The sequence below is a fragment of the Klebsiella oxytoca genome (assembly GCF_009707385.1).
GTDB classification, from domain to species: Bacteria; Pseudomonadota; Gammaproteobacteria; order Enterobacterales; family Enterobacteriaceae; genus Klebsiella; species Klebsiella oxytoca_C.
Window position 1 is genome coordinate 2,518,259 of sequence record NZ_CP046115.1, and the last position, 19,057, is coordinate 2,537,315.

Consider the following 19,057-nt stretch of genomic DNA (forward strand, 5'->3'; position numbering starts at 1 on the left):
GACCCAAAGCGACCGTCTAAGGGAGCAGGCGGTCGCCCGGATATTTTGCCAATAATAACTGTCGGGCAGATTACTCAACCCGCCTCCCGGCCTGGTCAATGACTCTTTCGCCATCTTCTTTAGTGAAAGAGCCTTTCTGACCATCAGGTAAAATATCCAGTACCGCTTCCGAGGGGCGACAAAGGCGCGTCCCTGACGGCGTAACGACGACAGGACGGTTAATCAGGATCGGATACTTGTGCATAAAGTCGACCAATTGCGCATCAGAGAAATTGTCTTTATCAAGACCCAGTTGCTCGTATGGTTCTACGTTCTTTCGTAGTAACGCACGTGCCGTAATTCCCATATCTGAAATAAGCTTTCTAAGCTCCTCGCGGCTCGGTGGCGTCTCGAGATAATAAATGATGGTCGGTTCGTTACCGCTGTTGCGAATCATTTCCAGCGCGTTACGGGAAGTGCCGCAGGCCGGATTGTGATAGATGGTAATGTTGCTCATATTAGTTCTCATTACAAAATGGCAGAGAGCCGCCACGCCAGCGCGGCCAGCGTAACAAACAGCACGGGCAGGGTCATGATAATGCCGGTGCGGAAGTAATATCCCCAGGTGATGGTCATATTTTTCTGCGCCAGCACATGTAGCCAAAGCAGGGTGGCCAGACTGCCAATCGGGGTGATTTTCGGGCCCAAATCGCAGCCAATTACATTGGCATAAATCATCGCCTCTTTTACGACACCGGTCGCCGCACTTCCGTCAATCGACAAGGCGCCAATCAGCACCGTCGGCATATTGTTCATTACCGACGACAGGAAAGCCGTCAGTAAGCCGGTACCAAACGTAGCAGCCCATAATCCCTTATCAGCCAGCATATTCAGGACGCCAGACAGATACTCTGTGAGCCCCGCGTTGCGCAGGCCATACACGACCAGGTACATACCGAGTGAGAAAATCACAATCTGCCAGGGCGCACCGCGCAGCACTTTCCCGGTATTGATGACATGGCTTCTCTTCGCTACTACCAACAATACCGCTGCGCCAGCGGCTGCTATCGCGCTGACTGGGATCCCCATCGGCTCCAGGACAAAGAATCCGGCCAGAAGCAGCAGCAGAATAATCCATCCCGCTCTGAACGTCGCTGGATCCCTAATGGCAATCGCCGGCTTCTTCAGGAGTGAAACGTCATATGTTGCCGGGATATCCCTGCGGAAAAAAAGATGCAGTACGATAAGCGTGGCTGTGATGGCTGCCAGATCTACAGGGACCATAACGAAGGCGTATTGCGTAAAGCCCAGGGCGAAGAAATCGGCAGAGACGATATTGACCAGATTAGAGACAATCAGCGGCAGACTGGCGATATCGGCGATAAATCCAGCGGCCATCACAAAGGCCAGCGTCGTGCCTTTGCTGAACCCCAGCGCAAGCAGCATCGCTATCACAATCGGGGTCAGGATCAGGGCCGCACCATCGTTGGCAAAAAGCGCAGCAACCGCTGCACCCAGCAATATTATCCAGGTAAATAGCATCCTGCCGCTGCCGCTCCCCCAGCGCGAGACGTGCAACGCCGCCCACTCAAAGAACCCGGATTCATCGAGCAGCAGGCTAATGATGATTACTGCGATAAACGCCGCTGTCGCATTCCAGACGATATTCCAGACAACGGGGATATCATCAATATGGATGACTCCCACGACCAGAGCCAGCACGGCTCCGATACTTGCGCTCCAGCCGATACTAAGTCCTCCGGGCTGCCAGATAACCAGTACCAGCGTCAGTAAAAAGATCCCCCCGGCCAGCAGCATTTCAGACTCCTTTATATATGATTGAAGATATATATTCTTGTTATCAGCAGGAAGAACTGGTCGATTTCATCAGCCATTCACGTACATCGTCCTGCATACAACGCCAGGAGGTTGCAATCGTCTCAGCCGCCCAGGCCGGCATAAAAGGTGACAGGCGGTAGTGGATCCATTTACCTTCGCGACGGTCCAGCACCAGCTCAGCATCGCGTAAAATAGCCATGTGGCGTGAAATTTTAGGCTGTGACTCAGTGGTGGCTGCGCAGATATCGCAGACGCACAGCTCGCCGGATTCGCGGAGAAGCATGACGATAGCGAGGCGGGTTTCATCCGACAGGATTTTAAAAAGCTGAACGGGTTGTAGCATTTCTCACTCCTTTCCCCTTAAAATACATATACGATAAATCATATGTGTAATTTTTGAAATAACCAAATTACAGTGGAGGAACAACCGATGGAGAGCTTTCCCGCTCTGAACGCTGATTGTTTTGATCGGCAAATTGCTGAACGCCTGCAGCTGCAGGAGCCGCCACGGATCCTGATACTGTATGGCTCGCTCAGAGAGCGTTCCTATAGCCGTTTCGCAGCGGAAGAGGCTGGTCGCCTGCTAAGCGCGATGGGGGCGGAGGTCAAAATGTTTAATCCATCTGGTTTGCCTCTGCCGGATGATGCGCCGGATACGCACCCTAAAGTCATCGAGCTACGTGAACTGGTGAGATGGTGTGACGGAATGGTCTGGAGTTCCCCGGAGCGGCATGGGGCAATGAGTGCGGTGATGAAAGCGCAGATTGACTGGATACCCTTAAGTGAAGGTGCAGTTCGCCACTCCCAGGGAAAAACTCTTGCCGTGATGCAGGTCTGCGGTGGCTCACAGTCCTTCAATGCCGTGAACCAGATGCGTATTCTGGGACGATGGATGAGAATGTTCACCATCCCCAACCAGTCCTCGGTAGCAAAGGCCTGGCAGGAGTTCGATGAGAACGGGCGAATGAAGCCCTCCTCCTGGTACGATCGTATCGTCGATGTTGCAGAGGAACTGTTTAAGATTACGCTGCTGCTCAAAGGACAAACTGGCTATCTTGCGGATCGCTACAGCGAACGAAAGGAGAGTCATCAGGAGCTTTCACTGCGCGTTAATCAAGCAAAAATTTAACGTTCATCCCGCTCAGCGTGCTGGCATAAAGCAGTCAGCCAAACTGTTCCTGCACGGGGGACAGCGGGATTAAATCTGGAGATTATCCTTTGCAATCCGCCAATGGTGAGAGCAGAGGAGAGGCCGACATTTTCTTATGCCGAACGTCCGCATGGCTCAAAGAGCTCCAGTATCCTTTCCGCCAGCTTTGCCCGGGTGTAAACATCAAAAGACGGCGATAAAACCAGCCCGGTTTTATCGCCGTTGAGCGTCTAAATCGCTTTACTGCTTCTTCTCGCCGAGCGTCGGCGTCTCATCAAAAAAGTTCCACGGTTTTAACAGCGCGTGTGCCCACTCGGTCGGCATAATCGGCCACTCCTCGGCGCGCGCCACGTGGGTGGTGCCGGTGGTTATCCATACCACGTTATCATGGTTGTCCAGCGATTCGTCATCTTTCGCGTACTGGCCAAGACCAGTGTCATGAACGGAACGGTTAGGGTACTTGCCCTCCGGGAAGCGCTCGGTCGGATGGTAGCGGGTCACCCACAGCTGCTTATCCATAAAGCTCAGACGATGGTAAATCCACTCATCAGGCGCGAATTTTGCCCCGGTGGCGACCGGGTGCGTGCCGCCCGCGTAGGGGATAATCTGATACGACACCGGATTGCCCATACGGTTTTCTTTGGTGGTATTGCTCAGCAGGCGAATGGTGCCCGGGTCAAATTTCTGCGCCGCTTTCTGCTCGCTATCAATGGTGTACTGATTGATCTGCATGGTACTGGTGCGCGGGCCTCCGGCGGTATTCGGCTTCACTTCCGGATCCATGGCCACCAGCGTATTGTTCTCTCCGTCAACGTCCAGGTCGAGGCGGAAGTTGTAGATATGCTGGTGGGTAGTACCGACAATATTATGGTCGATCAGCGTACCGTAACGGGTGTCCTCTTTGGCGCTCGGATCGTGCATGGTTTTCGCCTGCACGCCTTTTACCGCTTCGATGCCGGTGGCCCCGGCATCAATGCCGATAGTGCCGTTTTCGTGGAATATCCAGTCAAAGATGTAGTCGTAGTTGCCGACGGTACTGATCCAGCGCACGACCAGTTCGCGGCGCTCGGTGCTGACGTTCGGTTTACCCAATTCCTGATGCTTGTACTCTGGCCCGGCGTAACGTTCGAAAACGGCGATAGCGTGTGGGATGGTGGTTGGCGTGCCGGTATAGTCGGCGATGGTTTGGTCCAGCAGCACCGCGTTAGACGGCGCGTCTTTACCGCGCACGATAGGCGAGGTCAGGGTACCCATGCCGTAGTCGCCGGAATCCAGATAAGCTTTGAAGTACCAGCCCACGTCCGGGTCACCATAGGGCACGATCATCCCGCCGAGCGATCCTTCGTACATCACCTGGCGTTTTTTACCATTGTCGTTCCAGGTCACGGTAGACAAAATTGGCCCGACGCGGGAGTTCAATCGCAGGTGGAAATCCCAGTTTTGCCAGTGGATCGTATCGCCGGTAATGGTGTAGTTTTTGCCTTCCGGCTCAATGATATCCAGCGGTTTAACTTTTGGCGCAATCCGATCGCGGCCGTCATAGGGGCGGGGCGCCATCGGTACCGGGATCGTTGGACCTTCTTCGATTTTGATAATCTTCTTCTGCTCAAGGTCGACTACCGCTACCAGATTTTCAATCGGGTGGGCCCAGTAGTTACCATCACCAACGTCGAGATAGCTGACGACTTTCAACAGACGTGCATCCTGCCTGAGGCCATCTTTGCCGTCGAAATAGCCGACGGTCAGCGGCGTGGTGACCACTTTGCCAGGGTCAGTGATACCGCGTTTTTTCAACACTTCGCTAAATTCGTTGCTGGCGTTGATGATGTTCTGCACGCTGACGAAATCATCCAGCAGCACCATGCCGTGGGCGTCTTTTATCGGCATCCACGAGAGGACCTTCTTGTTCTGAAGATCCACCACGGCCTCAATAACGTGCTTGCCGTCGAGCATAATCACGTCGGCTGCGCGCGGGGTATTGACCGGCGTGCCGTTGAGGGCAAAATCCCAGACCGCTTTTTTTTCTGGCTCGCGCAGGGAGATTTCGCTAAAACGGGTATTGGGTTTGAAGTCCGCAGCGGCTTTGACGATGGTAACCGCTTCGCTGATTTCTGCCGCTGACAGTGAATTCAGCGGGTGGGGGCTTTTTTCCACCTGAAAGGTCTGGTCGAGACCGGACTGAAACACGTCGTTGATAAAGGTATCAGAGACCCACGCTTTACCCTCTTTCATCACCACCGGCACCTGTAGTTCGAGGGTTTTACCATTGACGATAGCGGTTTTCGCCTCCGGTTTTACCTTCACGTATGCGCCATCTTTGATCAGGGTGAACATCTGCGCGTAGTCATCCCACTGCACCTCCGCGCCAAATTCCTCCAGGGTCTTATCCATTGGCACCATATGCGCTTCACCGCCGTGGGCAAACGCGGGGCTATTCCAGGCACAAATCAGGGCGACAGCCAACGCCAGAGCCGTCTTACGGGGAAAAAGAATCGCCATTATGACCTCATCTTATTGTTGTGTTGTGCGGTGCCGCTGCGAAAGTCGGCCTGTGTATCGTTAACCTAACAGCGCTCCGGGCCGAGGCGTTTGCCTGCTTTTGCCAGGTTGTTTGTCAGTTTTGCCAGTTACAAAAAATGCCTCCGCAGAGGCATAAAGATGAGGTAACCCGGCGTCGCTACGCTCGGCCAGGTTACAAAGAAGTGCGAATTCCCAATATTTACTCCGTAAAATCTCCTTGCTGGCGGGCGACCAGCGTCAGGATGGAGTAGAGCGCGACCGCCTGCTGGTGCTGGTTAAAAATCTCTACCGCCCACTCGACGACGCCGGTCGCTTTCTCGTCGGCGCTACGCTGGCGTTTAATCGTTTTGCGTTTACAGGTCAGGCGTACCTGGATGGTATCCCCCGGCTTCACCGGCTCGATAAAGCGCAGGTTTTCCATGCCATAGTTGGCGATAACCGGGCCGACTCCGGCGTCCACAAACAGCCCGGCAGCGGCGGAAATCAGGAAGTAGCCGTGTACCACGCGTTCGCCGAAAATTGACTCGGCGGCGGCAATCTTATCCATATGGGCGTAAAAGTGATCGCCGCTCAGACAGGCGAAGTTGACGATATCCGCTTCGGTCAGCGTACGGCGAGGGGTCAGCAGGCTGTCGCCCGGCTGGATCTCTTCGAAATACTTACGGAAGGGGTGAATACGGTCTTCCACCACCTGCGCACCGCGTACCCACTGCTGGCCGATCGCGGCAAGCATCGTCGGGCTACCCTGAATTGCGGTGCGCTGCATATAGTGCTTCACCGCGCGCAGGCCGCCCAGCTCTTCGCCGCCGCCGGCGCGTCCCGGGCCGCCGTGTACCAGCTGCGGCAATGGGGAACCGTGGCCGGTTGATTCTGCGGCGGATTCCTCGTTAAGCACCTGAATACGCCCGTGCGCGCGGGCGGCGCCGAGAATAAACTCACGCGCCAGTTCGCCGCTGGCGGTCACCAGAGTCCCCGCCAGACTACCTCCACCGGCCCGCGCCAGCGCCATGGCGTGTTCAGTATTCTGATAGGGCATCAGGGTCGCCACCGGGCCGAAGGCTTCAACGGCGTGTACCGCCGGGGTTTCATCCGGCTGTGGGCAGAACAGTAGCGTCGGCGGGAAGAACGCGCCGACGGCGCTGAGATCGGCCTTACCGCCGAGCAGCACTTCACATCCGGCCGCGACCAGGAGATTCACTTTTTCCTGCACATCCTGACGCTGTTCCTGGTTAACCAGCGCACCCATTTTTACGCCTTCCTGCGCCGGGTCGCCTGCCACGACTTTTTGCAATCTGGCGATCAGCGCTTCGCTTACCGCGCTGACCTGCGCCTGCGGCACGATAATACGGCGGATGGCGGTACATTTTTGCCCGGCTTTCGCCGTCATTTCACGTACCACTTCGCGAATGAACAGCGCGAATTCCGGCTGCTCAGGCGTAACGTCGTCACCGAGCACGCAGCAGTTCAGAGAATCAGCTTCCATGGTGAAAGGAATAGACTTTGCGACCAGATTTGGATGTACGCGCAGCAGCTGCCCGGTATGCGCCGAGCCGGTAAAGGTCACCACGTCCTGACTATCGAGATGGTCAAGCAGATCCCCCGCGCCGCCGCAAATCAGGCTGATTGCGCCCTCCGGCGCCAGCCCGCTGTCGACAATCATTTTAACCATCGCCTGAGTTAGCTGCGCGGTGGCGGTGGCCGGTTTGACGATCGCCGGCATGCCGGCAAGCCAGGTTGGCGCCAGTTTTTCTAACATGCCCCAGCAGGGAAAGTTAAAAGCGTTGATGTGTACCGCCACGCCGGATTTCGACGTCAGAACGTGGCGGGCGGCGAAGCCTCCCTGTTTTGACAGCGGAATCAGTTCATCCTCCGGCCACAGAGTATCGTCCGGTAGCTCGCGGCTACCGAGCCCAGCGTAGGTGAACAGGGTGCCAATACCCCCTTCGATATCCACCCAGCTATCGCTGCGGGTGGCGCCGGTTTCGGCGGAGATGGCGTACAGCGCCGCCTTCTGTTCCAGCAGATGTCTGGCGACCGCTTTGAGCATCGCGCTGCGCTCAATAAAGGTCATCGCCTGTAGCGCTTTGCCGCCGCGCTCAATGGCGAAGCGCCGCGCCTGCGCCATATCCAGACCTTCGCTGGTAACTTCCCACAGCGCTTCGCCGCTGATGGCGTGGTGGATCGTGCGGGCGTGGCCCCGGCCGTTTTGCCACGTGCCGGACAAATAGCTGGCTAACTGCTGCATGGTTAATCTCCAGATATGTTACGTGAAATATCTATAAATAGTTCTTTCGTGAATCATAAAAATCAAGCTCACATTTAATAATTTATTAACAATGTGATCGGTGGTGTTCTGGGTTTTTTAGCTAACATGCTGTATTTAATCTGTTTTACAAAAGCTTTTGCGGCTGCTATCACAAAAAACACAAACAAAATTTGTGGTTTTATTTAACCTGAATGTAACTTTTATAAAAAAAGTGATTCGAAAAATATTTTTAATCGAGTTTATTGGAATCATAAAGGTGATGACGTGACAGAAGAACAACGTTTTGACCAGCGCATTGCGCAGGAGACGGCCATCGAACCGCAGGACTGGATGCCGGAAGCCTATCGCCAAACGCTGATCCGTCAGATTGGCCAGCACGCACACTCGGAAGTTGTCGGCATGCTGCCGGAAGGCAACTGGATCACCCGCGCGCCAACCCTGCGCCGCAAAGCGATTCTGCTGGCGAAAGTGCAGGATGAAGCCGGACACGGACTGTATCTCTATAGCGCGGCGGAAACCCTCGGCTGCGCCCGCGAAGACCTGTATCAGAAACTGCTCGACGGCAAGATGAAGTACTCCTCCATTTTTAACTACCCCACGCTCAGCTGGGCGGATATTGGCGTGATCGGCTGGCTGGTGGACGGCGCGGCCATCGTCAATCAGGTCGCGCTATGCCGGACATCCTACGGTCCGTACGCCCGGGCGATGGTTAAGATCTGCAAAGAAGAGAGCTTTCATCAGCGTCAGGGGTTTGAAGCCTGTATGGCGCTGGCGCAGGGCTCCGAGGCGCAGCGGCAGATGCTGCAGGACGCCATCAACCGTTTCTGGTGGCCGGCGCTGATGATGTTCGGGCCAAACGACGATAACTCGCCAAACAGCGCCCGCAGCATGGCGTGGAAAATCAAACTCCACTCTAACGACGAGCTACGCCAGCGTTTCGTCGATAACACCATTCCGCAGGTAGAGATCCTCGGGATGACCGTACCGGACCCGGATTTGCAGCTGGATGAGGCGACTGGCCACTACCGCTTTGGCGCTATCGACTGGCAGGAATTTAACGAGGTTATCGTCGGACGAGGCATCTGTAACCACGAACGCCTTGGCGACAAGCGCAAGGCATGGGAAGAGGGCGAATGGGTGCGGGAAGCCGCGCTGGCACATGCGCAAAAACAACAGGCCCGCGACGCCGCGTAAGGAGAATAAAGATGAGCAAAACCTACTGGCCGTTATATGAAGTGTTCGTTCGTAGCAAACAGGGACTTTCGCACCGCCATGTCGGTAGCCTGCACGCCGCCGATGATCGGATGGCGCTGGAGAATGCCCGCGACGCCTATACCCGCCGCAGCGAAGGCTGCTCGATTTGGGTGGTGAAGGCCAGCGAGATTGTTGCCTCGCAGCCCGAAGAGCGCGGCGAGTTTTTTGACCCGGCGGAGAGCAAAGTCTATCGCCACCCGACCTTCTACACCGTGCCTGACGGCATGGAACATATGTGAGGCGGCAATGAACAACAACAATCCGGTTGTAGCTTATGCCCTGCGCCTTGGCGATAACGGCCTGGTGCTGGCTCAGCGATTAGGCGAATGGTGCGGTCACGCGCCGGAGCTGGAAATCGATCTGGCGCTGGCCAATATCGGTCTCGATCTACTGGGACAGGCGCGCAACTTCCTCAGCTACGCCGCGGAACTTAACGGCAGCGGCGATGAAGACACCCTGGCCTTTGGCCGCGACGAGCGGCAGTTTAGCAACCTGCTGCTGGCGGAGCAGCCAAACGGCAATTTTGCCGACACTATCGCGCGCCATTTTTTTCTCGATGTCTGGCATGTCGCGCTGTTCAGTCGCCTGGTCAACAGCCGCGATACGCAGCTTGCCGCCATCGCCGCCAAGTCGTTAAAAGAGGCGCGCTATCACCTGCGTTTCAGCCGCGGCTGGCTGGAACGTTTGGGCAACGGCACGGCGCTTTCGGCGCAGAGAATGCAAAACGCTGTTGAGAACCTGTGGCGCTTTACCGGCGAGCTGTTCCTCGCCGATGAGCTGGAGATTGAGCTGAGCGCGCAGGGTATCGCCGTCGATCCGCGCGATATTCAGGCTGAATGGCAGAACGCGGTACATACGGCGCTGCTTGATGCAGGTCTGCGGATCCCACGGGAAGCGGCCTTCCGCAGCGGCGGTAAACAGGGGCTGCACAGCGAGCATCTCGGGCCGTTGCTGGCGGAGATGCAGTATATACAGCGCTCGTACCCCGGTCAGCAGTGGTAGCAGGAGGTGGATATGCAACGTCTGGCTGATATCGCTCCCGCGGAGATCCACGCCGTGTGGAACTTATTAAGCGCTATTCCCGACCCGGAAGTGCCGGTACTGACGATTACCGATCTGGGCATGGTACGCAGCGTGGAGCGCCGCGGCGATGGTTGGGTCATTGGCTTTACGCCGACCTACTCCGGCTGTCCGGCTACCGAACATCTGCTGGGAGAGATCCGCGCGACGATGGCCGGGAATGGCTATACGCCGGTGCATATCGTGCTGCAGCTTGATCCGCCGTGGACCACCGACTGGATGGGGCCGGAGGCGCGCGAACGTCTGCGCCAGTACGGTATCAGCCCGCCGCAGGGCCATGCCTGCCATGCGCAGCTGCCGGAGGGCGTGGTTTGCCCGCGCTGCGGTAGCCACCACACCTCGCTGATTAGCGAATTCGGTTCCACGGCCTGTAAAGCGCTGTATCGCTGCGACAGCTGCCGGGAACCCTTTGATTACTTTAAATGTATTTGAGGTTGCGATGACGACATTTCATTCGCTTACCGTGGCGAAAGTGGAGCCGGAAACCCGCGATGCGGTCACCATCACCTTTGCCATTCCCGACGCCTTGCGTAACGAATACGCCTTCCGTCCGGGCCAGCATTTGACGCTGAAAACCCAGCTTGGCGGGGAAGAATTGCGTCGCTGCTACTCCATTTGCCGCAGCCGTACGCCGGGCGAAATCAGCGTGGCGGTAAAAGCCATCGACGGCGGACGTTTCTCACGCTATGCCCAGAGCGACATTCAGCAAGGAATGGCGCTGGAGGTGATGGTGCCGCAGGGCCACTTTGGCTATCAGCCGCAGGCCGGTCGTTGCGCTGACTACCTGGCGATTGCCGCTGGTTCCGGCATCACGCCGATGATGGCAATCATCGACGCGACGCTCGCCACCGAAACCGACAGCCGCTTCACCCTGATTTACGGCAACCGCAGCAGCCACAGCATGATGTTCCGCCAGGCGTTGGCTGATCTGAAAGACCGCTATCCGCAGCGTCTGCAGGTGGTGCATCTGTTCAGCCAGGAGTCGATGGACAGCGAGCTACTGCAGGGGCGTATCGATGGTGACAAGCTGCGCAAACTGGCTGACCATCTGCTGGATTTCAGCCGCTTTGAACATGCCTTTATCTGCGGCCCGGCGGCGATGATGGATGAAGCGGAAACCGCCCTGCGCGAGCTGGGCGTCCCGGAGAAAGCCATACATCTGGAACGTTTTAATACCCCGGGGAGCAGCGTCAAGCGCGCGGCTGGCGTACAGGCGGAGGGGCGCTCGGTGACGATTCGCCAGGACGGCCGCGACAGAACCATTGCGCTGAGCGCGGAGGATGACAGCATTCTTGACGCCGCGCTGCGCCAGGGCGCGGATCTGCCGTTTGCCTGCAAAGGCGGAGTCTGCGCCACCTGTAAATGCAAAGTACTGCGCGGCGAAGTGGCGATGGCCGCCAACTACAGCCTCGAAGCCGACGAAGTGGCGGCGGGCTACGTGCTGAGCTGTCAGTCTCTTCCCACCAGCGACGATGTGGTTGTCGACTTCGACGCGCGGGGGATGGCATGAGTGAACTGTTAATTGCTCGCCATGAGCGGGTACTGCAGCTGACGCTGCATCGCCCGCAGGCGCGCAATGCGCTCAATAACGCGCTGCTGACGCAAATTGCCGACGTACTCGACGCGGCGGCGCTGGATCCGGCGGTCAGCGTCTGCGTCATCAGCGGTAACGAACGCTTCTTTGCCGCGGGGGCTGACCTGAACGAAATGGCGGAAAAAGATCTGCTCGCCACTCTCGATGATATTCGCCCGCGGCTGTGGGCGCGCATCGACGCTTTCAGCAAACCGCTGATCGCCTCGGTGAACGGTTATGCTCTCGGCGCCGGGTGCGAGCTGGCGCTGCTCTGCGACCTGATAGTGGCCGGTGATAACGCCCGCTTTGGTCTGCCGGAAATCACCCTCGGCATTATGCCGGGCGCCGGCGGCACCCAGCGCCTGATTCGCAGCGTGGGTAAGGCGCTGACCAGCCGGATGGTCCTGAGCGGCGAAAGCATTGATGCCCAACGGGCGCTGCGGGCCGGGCTGGTGAGCGAGGTTCATCCGCCTGCGCTCACCGATGAATACGCGCTCGGCCTTGCCGCCACCGTTGCCCGTCATTCGCCGCTGGCGCTGCGCGCGGCTAAACAGTCTTTACGCCTGTCGCAGGAGGTGAGCCTGCAGGCCGGGCTTCAGCAGGAGCGCCAGCTCTTTACCTTACTTAGCGCGACCGAAGACCGTCGCGAAGGCATCGACGCCTTTTTACATAAACGTACCCCGGAATTTAAAGGACGCTAATCGTGGAAGCTTTCATTCTCAGCGAAGTGGAACAGGGCGTGATGACGATTACCCTTAATCGCCCGGACCGTCTGAACAGTTTTAATGACCAGATGCACCAGCAGCTGGCGGAGTGCCTGAAACAGGCCGAACGTGATGACAGCGTCCGCTGTTTACTGGTGACCGGCGCGGGGCGCGGCTTTTGTGCCGGGCAGGATTTAAATGACCGCAACGTCGATCCCAGCGGTCCGGCGCCGGATCTTGGGCTATCGGTAGAGCGCTTCTATAACCCGCTGGTACGTCGCCTGGCGGCGCTGCCGAAACCGGTGATTTGCGCGGTGAACGGCGTCGCGGCGGGCGCGGGCGCTACGCTGGCGATGGGCTGCGATATTGTGCTGGCGGCGCGTTCGGCGAAGTTCGTTATGGCGTTCAGCAAGCTCGGTCTGGTGCCGGACTGCGGCGGCAGCTGGTTTCTGCCGCGGGTAGCGGGACGCGCCAGGGCGATGGGGCTGGCGCTGCTGGGCGATAGCCTGAGCGCAGAGCAGGCGGCGCAGTGGGGAATGATCTGGCAGGTCGTGGACGATGCCGAGCTGAAAGACACCAGCCTGACGCTGGCGCGCCACCTGGCCACCCAGCCGACCTATGGCCTGGGGCTGATTAAAAAAGCGCTGCAGCTTGCGGAAACCCAGACTCTCGATCGGCAGCTGGATCTGGAGCGCGACTATCAACGCCTTGCCGGACGTAGCGCAGATTACCGCGAAGGCGTCAGCGCTTTCCTGGCGAAACGTCCACCTCAATTCAGCGGGAAATAGCCGATGAGCAAAACCTTACCCACCGTAGCGGTAATAGGCAGCGGCACCATGGGCGCCGGGATTGCTGAAGTAGCCGCCGCCGCCGGGCATCCGGTACTGATTTACGACATTGCCCCCCAGGCGGTGGCGCGCGCCATCGACGGGATTCGTCAGCGGCTGGCTTCTCGGGTGAGCCGCGGCAAGCTGACGGCCGAACAGTCCGGGGCGCTGCTGGCGCGCCTGGCGCCGGCGGAGGTGCTGAGCGATTTAGCCGAAGCTCAGCTGGTTATTGAAGCGGCTTCCGAACGTCTGGACGTTAAAAAAGCGTTGTTCAAACAGCTGGCGGAGATGTGTTCCCCGTCGGCGCTGCTGACCAGCAATACTTCATCGATCTCCATTACCGCCATCGCCGCCGAGGTAAAACATCCTGAACGAGTCGCCGGGCTGCACTTTTTTAACCCGGCTCCGGTGATGAAGCTGGTGGAAGTGGTCAGCGGCCTCGCCACCTCGGCGGAAGTGGTTGAACAGCTCTGCCTGTGGGTAAGCGCCTGGGGAAAGCAGCCGGTTCGCTGTCGCTCGACGCCCGGCTTTATCGTCAACCGCGTGGCGCGCCCTTATTACGCCGAAGCGTGGCGAGCGCTGGAGGATCAGGTTGCGGCGCCGGAGGTGATTGACGCCGCCCTGCGCGACGGCGGTGGTTTTCCAATGGGCCCGCTGGCGCTGACCGATCTGATTGGTCAGGACATTAACTTTGCGGTGACCTGTTCGGTATTTAACGCCTGCTGGCAGGATCGTCGCTACCTGCCGTCCCTGCTGCAGCAGGAGCTGGCGTTGGCCGGTCGGCTGGGGAAAAAGAGCGGGCAGGGGGTCTATCGCTGGCCCGTTGAATCGCCGCCGCAGTTAACGTTAGCCAGCGTGGCGCCGGAGCGGGCGGCGAAAATCACTAAACGTGACGTTGTCACCGAGCTGGATGAAGTCCTGCTGCTGGAAACCACCGGTGAAACCGCGCTGGCCCTGAGCTTGCAGCACCGCCGTCCGGTCGTGGTGTATGACCACAGCGCGGGGGATACGGTGGTTATTGCTGGCGCCGTGACCACCCCGCAGTCGGCCATCGACAAAGCCGTTTACCACTTTCAGCAGCAGGGCAAAAAAGTGCTGCAGATCGCTGACTATCCCGGCCTGCTGGTGTGGCGCACAGTGGCGATGCTGGTGAACGAAGCGCTGGACGCGCTGCAAAAAGGCGTCGCCAGCGCGGAGGATATCGATACCGCGATGCGTCTGGGGGTTAACTATCCGCGTGGGCCGCTGGCGTGGGGAGAATCACTTGGCTGGGGGCGCGTTCTGCGCCTGCTGGAAAATCTGCAACAACATTACGGCGAAGAGCGCTATCGCCCCTGTTCACTGCTGCGCCAGAAGGCGTTGATGGAGAAGCACCATGAGCAATGTGGCCTGGCGTAACGCCCGCGCAATGTATGAGCGTGATACCTGCGCGAAAGCGCTGGGGATTGAGATTATCGAGATGGACGAAGGCTATGCGCAGATGGGCATGACGGTGTCACCAAACATGCTTAATGGTCACCAGACCTGCCACGGCGGGCAGCTCTTTTCGCTGGCCGACACCGCATTCGCCTATGCCTGTAACAGCCAGGGGCTGGCGGCGGTGGCCTCGGCGGCGAGTATCGACTTTCTGCGCCCGTCGTTTCTTGGCGATCGGCTGACCGCCACGGCCCGGGTCAAACAGCAGGGCAAGCTGACCGGCGTCTATGACATCGAAATTGTTAACCAACAGCAAAAAATTGTGGCTCTGTTCCGCGGCAAATCGCACCGCGTCGGCGGCACCATTACAGGAGAACTCTGATGCGCGACGCCTTTATTTGTGACGGGATCCGTACGCCGATTGGCCGCTACGGCGGAGCGCTGGCCAGCGTACGCGCTGACGATCTGGCCGCCATTCCGCTGCGCGAGCTGCTGAGCCGTAACCCTGAATTCGACCCGGCATCGATTGATGATGTGCTTCTGGGCTGCGCTAACCAGGCGGGGGAAGACAACCGTAACGTCGCCCATATGGCGACGCTGCTGGCAGGCTATCCGCATAGCGTACCCGGTACTACTATCAACCGCCTGTGCGGCTCGGGACTGGACGCTATCGGCTTCGCCGCCCGCGCCATCAAGGCCGGAGAGGCGGATTTGATGATCGCCGGTGGCGTCGAATCTATGTCCCGTGCGCCGTTTGTGATGGGGAAAGCCAGCGCGCCCTGGCAGCGCCAGGCCGAGCTGTTCGATACCACCATTGGCTGGCGTTTTGTGAACCCGCTCATGCAGCAGCAATTTGGCACTGACAGCATGCCGGAAACGGCGGAGAATGTAGCTGAATTGTTAAATATAAGTCGCGCCGATCAGGATGCTTTTGCTTATCGCAGCCAGCAGCGCACGGCTAAGGCCCAGCGCGACGGCATTCTGGCGCAGGAGATTGTGCCGGTACAGATTAATGGCAAAAAAGGGGCGGTCAGTATCGTTTCTGACGACGAACATCCCCGCCCGGAGACCACGCTTGAACAGCTGGCGCAGCTTAAAGCGCCGTTCCGTAAAGGCGGCGTGATCACTGCGGGAAACGCCTCCGGCGTTAATGACGGCGCCGCGGCGCTGATTATCGCCAGTTCGCAGCAGGCCATTGCCCAGGGACTGACGCCGCGGGCGCGTATTGTGGCAATGGCGACGGCGGGCGTTGAACCTAAGTTGATGGGGCTTGGACCGGTACCGGCGGTACGTAAAGTGCTGGAGCGCGCCGGATTAAGCATTAACGATATGGATCTTATTGAGCTGAATGAGGCTTTCGCCGCCCAGGCGCTGGGCGTGATCAGGCAGCTGGGGCTGGCGGACGACGCCCCGCATATCAACCCCAACGGCGGCGCCATCGCTTTAGGCCACCCGCTGGGAATGAGCGGCGCGCGGCTGGCTCTGAGCGCCAGCCTGGAGCTGCAGCGCCGCAACGGGCGCTATGCGCTGTGTACGATGTGTATTGGCGTGGGTCAGGGCATTGCCATGATCCTTGAGCGAGTGTGAGCAAATCTACCTGCGAGTACCCTACAAAATGACAACGATAACTCAATTAGACCCGATTGAAAGCGCATCGCGCGACGAGCTACAGGCTCTGCAGACCCAGCGTTTGAAGTGGACCCTGAAGCATGCGTACGAGAACGTGCCGATGTATCGCCGCAAATTCGACGCGGCCGGCGTTCACCCTGACGATTTTCACGAACTGAGCGATCTGAGCAAGTTTCCCTGCACCACTAAGCAGGATCTGCGCGATAACTATCCGTTTGATACATTCGCGGTGCCGATGGAGCAGGTGGTGCGCATCCACGCGTCGTCGGGCACTACCGGCAAGCCGACGGTGGTGGGCTATACGCAAAACGATATTGATAACTGGGCCAATATTGTCGCACGCTCCCTGCGTGCGGCGGGCGGTACGGCGAAAGACAAAATTCATGTTGCCTACGGATATGGCCTGTTTACCGGCGGTCTCGGCGCGCACTACGGCGCGGAGCGTTTAGGGGCGACGGTCATTCCGATGTCCGGCGGACAGACGGAAAAACAGGCTCAGCTGATCCGCGATTTTAAGCCGGATATGATTATGGTGACGCCTTCCTACTGCCTGAACCTGATTGAGGAGCTGGAGCGTCAGATGGGCGGCGACGCCAGCGGCTGTTCCCTGCGGGTGGGGGTATTCGGCGCAGAACCGTGGACCCACGCGATGCGCACGGAGATCGAAAGTCGCCTGGGCATTTCGGCGCTGGATATTTACGGTTTATCAGAGGTGATGGGGCCGGGGGTGGCGATGGAGTGCCTGGAAACCGCCGACGGTCCGACTATCTGGGAAGACCACTTTTATCCTGAAGTGGTGAACCCGGACAACGGCACGCCGCTGGCGGACGGCGAACACGGCGAGCTGCTGTTTACCACCCTGACCAAGGAAGCGCTGCCGGTGATCCGCTACCGCACTCGCGACCTTACCCGCCTGCTGCCGGGCACCGCCCGCACGATGCGCCGGATGGATCGCATCAGCGGACGCAGTGACGATATGCTGATTATCCGCGGCGTCAACGTCTTCCCGTCGCAGCTGGAGGAGGAGATCCTCAAGTTCGAGCATCTGGCGCCTCACTACCAGCTGGAAGTGAACCGCCGGGGCCATCTTGATTCGCTTTCGGTGCGTGTGGAGCTCAAAGAGAGCGGCCTGGCGCTAAATCACGATCAGCGTTGTGAGATTTGCCATCAGCTGCGCCACCGGATCAAGTCAATGGTCGGGATCTCGACCGATATCAGCATCGTCAACTGCGGCAGTATTCCGCGTTCCGAGGGCAAGGCCTGCCGCGTGTTTGACCTGCGTAAAATTGCCGCCAACGGATAACGTTTTCTCCCGGAGGCGGCGCATTGCGCCTGTCCGGGCTACACGACGACATAACTCCCGTGGCCCGGACAGTGGTAGCCCGGGTAAGGCGTTTACGCCGCGACCCGAGGAGTGTGCCGGGATTGATGTATCAGCTCGGCCTCTTCCCGGCTCGCGCTGCGCTTAGCCGGGCTACATGTTCACCGCCGTCTGCGGGACGGTAGCCCGGCTAAGGCGGTTACGCCGCGACCCGAGGAGTGTGCCGGGATTGATGTATCAGCTCGGCCTCTTCCCGGCTCGCGCTGCGCTTAGCTGGGCTACGTGTTCACCGCCGTCTGCGGGCCGGTAGCCCGGCTAAGGCGTTTACGCCGCGACCCGGGGAGTGTGCCGGGATTGATGTATCAGCTCGGCCTCTTCCCGGCTCGCGCTGTGCTTAGCCGGGCTACATGTTCACCGTCGTCTGCGGGCCGGTAGCCCGGCTAAGGCGGTTACGCCGCAAGCCGGGGAATCGGGACATTGGGTTGGCTAACCCGGATGGGGGCGCGGCACCGCCCGCGGAATTTCCTGTGCTATGATTCAAAAAGGATAAAAATCACAACAGAATGAATCAGATGAGTAAACTCGATACCTTTATTCAACAGGCCGTAGAAGCGATGCCTGTCAGCGGCACTTCGTTAATTGCTTCCTTATACGGTGACTCCTTGCTGCAGCGCGGCGGAGAAGTGTGGCTCGGCAGCGTGGCGGCGCTGCTGGAAGGACTCGGATTCGGCGAAAGATTCGTCCGTACCGCGCTGTTCCGCCTGAATAAAGAAGAGTGGCTCGATGTCGTGCGCATTGGTCGTCGCAGCTTTTACCGCCTCAGCGACAAAGGCCTGCGCCTGACCCGCCGGGCCGAGCACAAAATCTACCGCGCCAGCTCGCCGGAGTGGGATGGCACCTGGCTGCTGCTGCTGTCGGAGGGGCTGGAGAAAGGCACCCTGACAGAAGTCAAAAAGCAGCTGCTGTGGCAGGGGTTTGGCGCGCTGGCGCCGAGCCTGCTGGCTTCGCCGTCGCAAAAGCTGGCGGACGTGCAGTCTCTGCTGCACGAAGCGGGCGTGGCGGAGAACGTCATCTGTTTCGAAGCTCACTCTCCGCTGGCGCTCTCCCGGGCAGCGCTGCGCGCCCGGGTGGAAGAGTGCTGGCATCTTACCGAGCAGAACGCGATGTATGAAACATTTATTACCCTGTTTCGTCCGCTGCTGCCTTTGCTTCGCGACTGCGAGCCCGCGGAACTGACGCCTGAACGCAGTTTTCAAATCCAGCTGCTGCTGATTCACCTCTATCGGCGGGTCGTGCTCAAAGATCCGTTACTGCCCGAAGAGCTGCTGCCCGCGCACTGGGCCGGGCACACCGCCCGCCAGCTGTGCATCAATATTTATCAACGGGTCGCGCCCGGCGCGCTGGCTTTTGTCGGCGAGAAGGGCGAAAGCTCGGTGGGAGAACTTCCCGCGCCGGGGCCGCTCTATTTCCAGCGCTTTGGCGGGCTGCCGAGCGTATAA

General features: G+C 58.7%; 18 protein-coding genes. 13 read left to right on the forward strand and 5 right to left on the reverse strand.

Annotation, left to right across the window (positions count from 1 at the left end):
* Nucleotides 1–70 precede the first annotated feature (70 nt).
* Genes arsC through GJ746_RS11645 form a run of 3 tightly spaced genes read right to left on the reverse strand, consistent with a single transcriptional unit; the run spans nucleotide 71 to nucleotide 2,161 of the window.
* On the reverse strand, nucleotides 71–496 hold the full coding sequence (arsC, locus tag GJ746_RS11635; RefSeq protein WP_154680331.1) for a glutaredoxin-dependent arsenate reductase: 426 nt from the start codon (nucleotides 494–496) through the stop codon (nucleotides 71–73).
* 11 nt (nucleotides 497–507) lie between these two features.
* The gene (locus GJ746_RS11640; protein WP_154680332.1) at nucleotides 508–1,797 is read right to left on the reverse strand and encodes an arsenic transporter; all 1,290 of its coding nucleotides are present in this window, start codon (nucleotides 1,795–1,797) and stop codon (nucleotides 508–510) included.
* Between the two features lie 43 nt (nucleotides 1,798–1,840).
* Complete coding sequence (locus tag GJ746_RS11645) at nucleotides 1,841–2,161, reverse strand: metalloregulator ArsR/SmtB family transcription factor (protein WP_154680333.1); 321 nt, start codon at nucleotides 2,159–2,161, stop codon at nucleotides 1,841–1,843.
* Nucleotides 2,162–2,248: 87 nt separating this feature from the next.
* Between GJ746_RS11645 and arsH the strand changes: the two genes are divergently transcribed.
* Nucleotides 2,249–2,947 (forward strand): arsenical resistance protein ArsH, encoded by a 699-nt coding sequence (gene arsH / locus GJ746_RS11650; protein WP_154680334.1) that lies wholly within the window; start codon nucleotides 2,249–2,251, stop codon nucleotides 2,945–2,947.
* Nucleotides 2,948–3,208: 261 nt separating this feature from the next.
* Here the strand turns inward: arsH and tynA are convergent, their stop codons facing one another.
* Both tynA and paaZ read right to left on the reverse strand, forming a co-directional pair.
* Complete coding sequence (tynA, locus tag GJ746_RS11655) at nucleotides 3,209–5,467, reverse strand: primary-amine oxidase (RefSeq protein WP_154680335.1); 2,259 nt, start codon at nucleotides 5,465–5,467, stop codon at nucleotides 3,209–3,211.
* A 220-nt stretch (nucleotides 5,468–5,687) separates the two neighbouring features.
* Nucleotides 5,688–7,733, reverse strand: coding sequence for a phenylacetic acid degradation bifunctional protein PaaZ (paaZ, locus tag GJ746_RS11660; RefSeq protein WP_154680336.1), 2,046 nt, complete (start codon nucleotides 7,731–7,733; stop codon nucleotides 5,688–5,690).
* Between the two features lie 285 nt (nucleotides 7,734–8,018).
* On the opposite strand from paaZ, the gene paaA reads away from it, so the two are divergent.
* The 12 genes from paaA (at nucleotide 8,019) to paaX (ending at nucleotide 19,057) form a co-directional block, all read left to right on the forward strand.
* The gene (gene paaA / locus GJ746_RS11665; protein ID WP_264766560.1) at nucleotides 8,019–8,948 is read left to right on the forward strand and encodes a 1,2-phenylacetyl-CoA epoxidase subunit PaaA; all 930 of its coding nucleotides are present in this window, start codon (nucleotides 8,019–8,021) and stop codon (nucleotides 8,946–8,948) included.
* Between the two features lie 11 nt (nucleotides 8,949–8,959).
* The gene (gene paaB, locus GJ746_RS11670; protein ID WP_154680338.1) at nucleotides 8,960–9,247 is read left to right on the forward strand and encodes a 1,2-phenylacetyl-CoA epoxidase subunit PaaB; all 288 of its coding nucleotides are present in this window, start codon (nucleotides 8,960–8,962) and stop codon (nucleotides 9,245–9,247) included.
* 7 nt (nucleotides 9,248–9,254) lie between these two features.
* Nucleotides 9,255–10,010 (forward strand): 1,2-phenylacetyl-CoA epoxidase subunit PaaC, encoded by a 756-nt coding sequence (gene paaC / locus GJ746_RS11675; protein ID WP_154680339.1) that lies wholly within the window; start codon nucleotides 9,255–9,257, stop codon nucleotides 10,008–10,010.
* Nucleotides 10,011–10,022: 12 nt separating this feature from the next.
* Entirely contained in the window at nucleotides 10,023–10,520 is a 498-nt protein-coding gene (paaD, locus tag GJ746_RS11680) for a 1,2-phenylacetyl-CoA epoxidase subunit PaaD (protein ID WP_154680340.1), read from the forward strand.
* Nucleotides 10,521–10,527: 7 nt separating this feature from the next.
* On the forward strand, nucleotides 10,528–11,598 hold the full coding sequence (gene paaE, locus GJ746_RS11685; RefSeq protein ID WP_154680341.1) for a 1,2-phenylacetyl-CoA epoxidase subunit PaaE: 1,071 nt from the start codon (nucleotides 10,528–10,530) through the stop codon (nucleotides 11,596–11,598).
* Nucleotides 11,595–12,362: a 2,3-dehydroadipyl-CoA hydratase PaaF gene (gene paaF / locus GJ746_RS11690; RefSeq protein WP_154680342.1), complete on the forward strand. Its 768-nt coding sequence runs from the start codon at nucleotides 11,595–11,597 to the stop codon at nucleotides 12,360–12,362. Before paaE ends, paaF begins: the two co-directional genes overlap by 4 nt.
* Before the next feature lie 2 nt (nucleotides 12,363–12,364).
* Complete coding sequence (paaG, locus tag GJ746_RS11695) at nucleotides 12,365–13,153, forward strand: 2-(1,2-epoxy-1,2-dihydrophenyl)acetyl-CoA isomerase PaaG (RefSeq protein WP_154680343.1); 789 nt, start codon at nucleotides 12,365–12,367, stop codon at nucleotides 13,151–13,153.
* Nucleotides 13,154–13,156: 3 nt separating this feature from the next.
* Entirely contained in the window at nucleotides 13,157–14,590 is a 1,434-nt protein-coding gene (paaH, locus tag GJ746_RS11700) for a 3-hydroxyacyl-CoA dehydrogenase PaaH (protein WP_154680344.1), read from the forward strand.
* Complete coding sequence (paaI, locus tag GJ746_RS11705; RefSeq protein WP_154680345.1) at nucleotides 14,568–14,990, forward strand: hydroxyphenylacetyl-CoA thioesterase PaaI; 423 nt, start codon at nucleotides 14,568–14,570, stop codon at nucleotides 14,988–14,990. Before paaH ends, paaI begins: the two co-directional genes overlap by 23 nt.
* Nucleotides 14,990–16,195, forward strand: a complete 1,206-nt coding sequence (gene pcaF / locus GJ746_RS11710; protein WP_154680346.1) for a 3-oxoadipyl-CoA thiolase — start codon at nucleotides 14,990–14,992, stop codon at nucleotides 16,193–16,195. The genes paaI and pcaF overlap by 1 nt, the downstream gene beginning before the upstream one ends.
* A 28-nt stretch (nucleotides 16,196–16,223) precedes the next feature.
* A complete protein-coding gene (gene paaK / locus GJ746_RS11715; protein ID WP_154680347.1) occupies nucleotides 16,224–17,540 on the forward strand; it encodes a phenylacetate--CoA ligase PaaK in 1,317 nt (438 codons plus the stop codon).
* 590 nt (nucleotides 17,541–18,130) lie between these two features.
* Nucleotides 18,131–19,057, forward strand: coding sequence for a phenylacetic acid degradation operon negative regulatory protein PaaX (gene paaX / locus GJ746_RS11720; protein ID WP_195908829.1), 927 nt, complete (start codon nucleotides 18,131–18,133; stop codon nucleotides 19,055–19,057).